Source organism: Streptomyces niphimycinicus (genome assembly GCF_018883605.1).
GTDB lineage: Bacteria > Actinomycetota > Actinomycetes > Streptomycetales > Streptomycetaceae > Streptomyces > Streptomyces niphimycinicus.
This window is the reverse complement of sequence record NZ_JAHLEM010000746.1, coordinates 1-5,020: the sequence shown is the minus strand read 5'-3', so window position 1 is coordinate 5,020 and position 5,020 is coordinate 1. Positions and strand designations below refer to the sequence as shown.

General features: G+C 73.6%; 2 protein-coding genes. Both read right to left on the bottom strand.

From position 1 onward, the window contains the following. Positions 1 to 2,060, bottom strand: a 2,060-nt coding sequence (locus KN815_RS41695; protein ID WP_216346984.1) for a type I polyketide synthase, incomplete at its 3' end; no start/stop codon positions are given. Next, positions 2,060 to 5,020, bottom strand: a 2,961-nt coding sequence (locus KN815_RS41690; RefSeq protein ID WP_216346983.1) for an SDR family NAD(P)-dependent oxidoreductase, incomplete at its 5' end; no start/stop codon positions are given. The genes KN815_RS41695 and KN815_RS41690, both read right to left, overlap by 1 nt.

Genomic DNA, 5,020 nt, shown 5'->3' with positions numbered 1-5,020 from the left:
GCCACCACCCGCGCCCCGTCCTCCAACGACAACCCACCCGCAACCACCGCCGCAGCGATCTCCCCCTGCGAATGCCCCACCACCGCAGCAGGCACCACCCCACACGCACGCCACACCTCCGCCAACGACACCATCACCGCCCACAACACCGGCTGCACCACATCCACCCGCCCCAACCCCGGACCCCCACCCCGCAACACCTCGACCAACGACCACTCCACAAACCCCGACAGCGCCACCTCACACTCCGCGATCCGACCCGCGAACACCGGCGACGAATCCAACAACTCCACCGCCATCCCCACCCACTGCGACCCCTGCCCCGGAAACACGAACACCGGACGGGCCTCCACCACTGCCGCGCCCTCGCCGCGCACCACCCCGGCGGAGACCTTTCCCGAGGCCAACGCCCCCAGGTGGCCCAGCAGTTGGGAGTGATCCGCGGCCACGACCGCGGCGCGGTATTCGAAGGCCGACCGTCCGGTGGCGAGCGCATGGCCGACATCGGCGGGGGACAGCTCTGGACGTTCGTTCAGCCGCGCCAGCAGCCGCTCGGCCTGCGCCCGCAGGGCCGCTTCGTTCCTGCCGGAGAGCACCCAGGGGACGGTGGAGCCGCCGAGCACGGTCCCCTCGAGTGCGGGTGCGCCGTCATCGTCGTCCTCCCCGGCGGCCGGGGCCTGTTCGAGGATGACATGGGCGTTGGTGCCGCTCACGCCGAACGCGGACACCCCGGCGCGGCGTGGGCGGCCACGCTCCGGCCACTCCTGGGCCTCGGTGAGCAGCTCGACCGCGCCGGAGGACCAGTTGACGGCCGGGGACGCCTGGTCGACGTGGAGTGTCCTCGGCAGCGTTCCATGGCGCAGCGCCATCACCGTCTTGATGACCCCGCCGACCCCGGCCGCCGCCTGGGTGTGGCCGATGTTGGACTTGAGCGAGCCGAGCCACAGCGGATGGCCGGAGGTGCGGCCCTTGCCGTAGGTGGCGAGCAGCGCGCCCGCCTCGATCGGGTCGCCCAGCGCCGTGCCCGTGCCATGGGCCTCGACGGCGTCGACGTCGTCCACCGTCAGCCCGGCGGCGGCCAGCGCCGCCTCGATGACGCGGCGCTGGGCCGGGCCGTTGGGCGCGGCGAGGCCGTTGCTGGCGCCGTCCTGGTTGACGGCGCTGGAGCGCAGGACGGCGAGGACCGGGTGGCCGTTGCGGCGGGCGTCGGACAGCCGCTCCAGCAGCACCATGCCCGCGCCCTCGCCCCAGCCGGTGCCGTCGGCGCCCGCGGCGAAGGACTTGCAGCGGCCACCTGCCGCCAGTCCGCGCTGATGACTGAATTCGACGAAGACGCCGGGGGTGGCCATCACCGCCACCCCTCCGGCCAGCGCCAGCGAGCATTCGCCGCGGCGCAGCGCCTGGGCCGCCAGATGCATGGTCACCAGCGATGAGGAGCAGGCGGTGTCCAGGGTGACGGCCGGCCCTTCGAGGCCGAGGGTGTAGGAGATCCGGCCGGAGGCGACGCTGGAGACGTTGCCGATCAGCAGATGGCCCTCGACGCTCCGCGGCGCGTACTGCGGGTCTCCGCCGTACTGGAACGAGGCGAGCCCCACATAGACCCCGGCCCTGCTCCCCTTGAGCGAGAGCGGGTCGATGCCCGCGCGTTCGATCGCCTCCCAGGACACTTCGAGCAGCAGCCGCTGCTGCGGGTCCATGGCCAGCGCCTCACGCGGGGAGATGCCGAAGAAGGCCGGGTCGAACTGGTCGGCGTCGTGGACGAATCCGCCTTCGCGGGTGTTGCAGGTGCCCGACCGGCCCGGATCCGGGTCGTAGAGTCCCTCGACGTCCCAGCCCCGGTTGGCGGGGAACTCCGAGATCGCGTCCCGGCCCTCGGCCACCAGCCGCCACAGCTCCTCCGGTGAGCGGACACCGCCGGGGAAGCGGCAGCCCATCGAGACGATGGCGATCGGCTCCCGCTCGTCCGCCTCGATCTGATCCAGCCGCGCACGGGCCTGCTTGAGATCGGAGGAGACCCGCTTGAGGTAGGTGAGGAGTTTCTCTTCGTTCTCGTTCGCCATCAGGAAGCCCCGAATTCGTTGTCGATGAAGTCGAAGACCTCGTCGGCGGTAGCGGAAAGGAGTTCGGTGTCGGGGGATGGACCGCCGGTGTGCTCCACGGGCGTGCCGCCCAACTTCGCCATGAGGTCGCCGAGACGGCCCGTCAGCCGCTCCCGGACTCCGTCGTCGGCGATCAGCTCCGGGAGCGCGGACTCCCACCGGTCCAGATCGTCGAGGAGGGTGAGCGCGTCCATCGGCCGGGCCGACGGCAGCTCGCCGCGGAGGTACTCGGCCAGCGGCGCGGGTGCCGGATAGTCGAAGACGAGGGTGGCGGGCAGGTCGAGTCCGGTGACCGTGGCCAGCCGGTTGCGCAGTTCCACGGCGGTGAGCGAGTCGAAGCCCAGCTCCTTGAACGGGCGGCCGCCGGTCACCGCGTCGGACGAGGAGTGGCCGAGCACGGCCGCCGCCTGGGCGTGCACCAGGTCCCGCAGGGCCCGGTCCAGGCCCTCGCCCGTAAGGCCCGCCAGGCCCGCCAGGAAGGTGTCCGCCACGCCGTCCGGCCCCGTGCCGTCGGGGGCGGCCGCCGTGGTGGCGAGGGCGTCGCGCACCTCCGGCAGTTCGCCGATCAGCGGCCGGGGGCGCGCCGCGGTGAAGCCGGGGACGAAGCGGTCCCAGCGCACATCGGCCAGGACCAGGGAGGTCTCGCCGGTGTGCAGTGCCTCGCCGAGCGCGGCCACCGCCAACTGCGGTGCCATCGCGGGCAGTCCACGGCGGCTCAGGTGCTCCGCCACCTCGCCGTGCTCGATCATGCCGTGGTCGGCCCAGGGGCCCCAGGCCACGGAGGTGGCGGGGAGGCCACGTGCCGCGCGGTGCTCGGCGAGGGCGTCCAGACAGGCGTTGGCGGAGGCGTAGGCGCTCTGTCCACCGCTCCCCCAGGTGGCGGCGATCGACGAGAAGAGCACGAACGCCTCGAGGTGGTCCTGGTCCAGCAGCGCGTCCAGATGGGCGGCACCCAGGACCTTGCCGTCGGCCATCTCCGCGAAGTCGGCCACCGTACTGTCGGCGAGCTGGGCGAACTCCACGACGCCCGCGGCGTGGAAGACGGCGTGCACCGGGTCGCCCCCGGCGGTGGTCCGGCGCAGCAGCGCCGCCACCTCGTCGCGGTCGCGGACATCGCACGCCGCCACCGTCACCCGTACGCCGCCCTCGCCCAGCGCGGTCAGCTCGTCGCGCAGTTCGGCGGCGCCGGGTGCCGCCGGGCCACGGCGGCTGGTGAGCACGAGATGTTCGGCGCCGGAGCGGGCCAGCCAGCGGGCGACCTGGGCGCCGAGCCCGCCGGTGCCCCCGGTGATCAGTACGGTGCCATGCGGCTTCCAGCTCTCCCGGCCCGGTGCGCGCAGCGGCGCCCGCACGAGCCGCCGGACGAACACCCCGGCGTCGCGGAGGGCGAGCTGGTCCTCCGGACCGCTGTCGCCGACGATGCCGGAGAGCGCGGCGCACAGCCGGTCCGCCGTCCGCTCGTCGAGGTCACCGGGGAGGTCGACCAGACCGCCCCACCGCTGCGGGTGTTCCAGGGCCACGACCCGGCCGAGGCCCCAGGTGGCGGCCTGTGCGGGGCTGCCGAGCGGATCGGCTCCGCTCACCGATACCGCCCCGGCGGTGGCGAGCCACAGCGGCGCGGCGATCCCCGCGTCGCCCAGCGCCTGGATCAGCCCGACATTGAGGGCCAGACCGGTGGTGAGCGCGGTGTGTTCGGGGTGCTGATCGTCGTCGAGGGCGAGCAGCGAGAGCACACCGGCCGGGGTGCCCCCGGTGGCCACCGCCCGGCGCAGCCGCTCGGCGAGCGCGTCACGGCCGCTCGTGGACAGGGTGAGGGGAGCGATGTGTGCGCCGCGCCGGTCGAGGGCGGCCGCCACGGCGGCGACCCGCGCGCTGTCGGCCCGGCCCTCGGGCACGGCCAGCAGCCAGGTGCCGGACAGCGGGGCCGTACGTTCTTCGACGGAGACCGGGGACCAGGTGATCCGGTAGCGCCAGGAGTCCACGGTGGCGCGGTCGCTCTGGCCCCGGCGCCAGGAGGAGAGCGCGGGCAGCAGCTCGCTGAGCCGCGTCTGCTGGTCGATCTCCAGGGTGGTGGTCAGCGCCGCCAGATCCTCGCGCTCGACCGCCTCCCAGAAGCGTGCCTCCACGGAGGACACGCCCGTGGCGGCGGCGGTCGGCGTTCCAGGCGTGGCGGGGTCGAACCAGTAGCGCTGCCGCTGGAAGGCGTACGTGGGCAGCGCCACCCGGCGCGCACCGCGCCCGGCGAACACCCCCTCCCAGTCGACCTCGCCACCGTGAGCGTGCACCTGGGCGACCCCGGACAGCAGCGCCTCGGCCTCGTCACGGTCCTTGCGCAGGAGGGGGACGAACGCGGCCGGGCCGGAGACGCACTCCTGGCCCATGGCGGAGAGGACACCCGCCGGGCCGATTTCCACGAAACGGGTGACACCCTGCCCTTCGAGGAACCGGATGCCGTCCCCGAAACGCACCGCCTGACGCACATGGCGCACCCAGTACTCCGGCGAGCACACCTCCTCGCCCACCGGCTCACCCGTGGCATTCGAAACGATCGCGGTGCCTGGCATGGCGTAGCTGATCCCGGCCGCCACCTCGGCGAACTCGGCCAGCATCCCCTCCATCAGCGGCGAGTGGAAAGCGTGCGAGACGCTCAGCCGCCTGCTCTTGACCCCCACCGCCTCCGCCACCGCCAGCACCGCCGACTCCGCACCGGAGATGACAGTCGCCGCCGGGCCGTTGACCGCGGCCACACTCACCCGGTCCTCGTAACCGGCCAGATGCGGCAGCACCTCGGCCTCCGCGGCCTTCAGCGACACCATCGCACCGCCCTCGGGCAGCGCCTGCATCAACCGCCCGCGCGCCGCCACCAGCGCACACGCGTCCTCCAGCGAGAAGACCCCCGCCACATGCGCCGCGGCCAGCTC